The sequence below is a fragment of the Promicromonospora kroppenstedtii DSM 19349 genome, assembly GCF_000515355.1.
Lineage (GTDB): Bacteria > Actinomycetota > Actinomycetes > Actinomycetales > Cellulomonadaceae > Promicromonospora > Promicromonospora kroppenstedtii.
Genome location: NZ_KI911644.1, coordinates 38,377 through 39,022, shown reverse-complemented (window position 1 = coordinate 39,022; position 646 = coordinate 38,377). Strand labels below are relative to the sequence as shown.

Sequence of the window (646 nt, the reverse complement as noted above, 5' to 3'; positions counted from 1 at the left end):
GGCCGGTGCGCCCAGCACGGCCGAGGCGCCGACGGCGGCGCCGGTGACGAGCAGGGTGCGGCGGGTGATCGGGGTGCGCATGGCAGAACTCCTTCGTCCGGGGCCAAGGGGCCGGTCCGCGCGACGACGCGCACCACCAGCCATCCGGGAGGCTAATGAGCGGTGTCGGCGCACGTCAACGGGTCGCTGCCCGCCGCATCACGCCCGGCGCTCGCGGGGGTCACGCGGTGGCCCCTCTCCGTCGGCGCCCTGGTCCGCGACCGCCGTGGCGACCACGAGGTCCTCCCAGGACATCCCGGAGCTCTTGAAGACGACGGGCCGGTCGGCCCGAAGGCTGACCCGCCCGGTGACGACGTCCGCCATCGGGACGAGGTCTGTCGCGGTGATCGCGCCCTCGCCGACCGCGAGCACGACGTCGCCGCACTCGCGCAGCGCGGTCGCGACGTCCTCGACGACGACGGCGGCGCGGCTCAGCAGGTCGGAGGGGAGCTCTCGCGCGTCCGGCTCGTGGGAGCCGACGGCGATCACCACCGCGTCGTCGCGCACCAGGGCGCCGTCGAACAACGGTTCCCGGGCCGTCGTCGCGCACACGATCACGCCCGCGGCAGCCGTCGCCCGGTCCGCCTCGGCGCTGCCCGCGCCCACC

Annotated in this window: 1 pseudogene; it reads right to left on the bottom strand. The window is 76.2% G+C overall.

From position 1 onward, the window contains the following. Positions 1 to 198: 198 nt before the first annotated feature. A pseudogene (locus tag PROKR_RS09145) lies at positions 199 to 646 on the bottom strand (ornithine cyclodeaminase family protein); the annotation flags it as partial.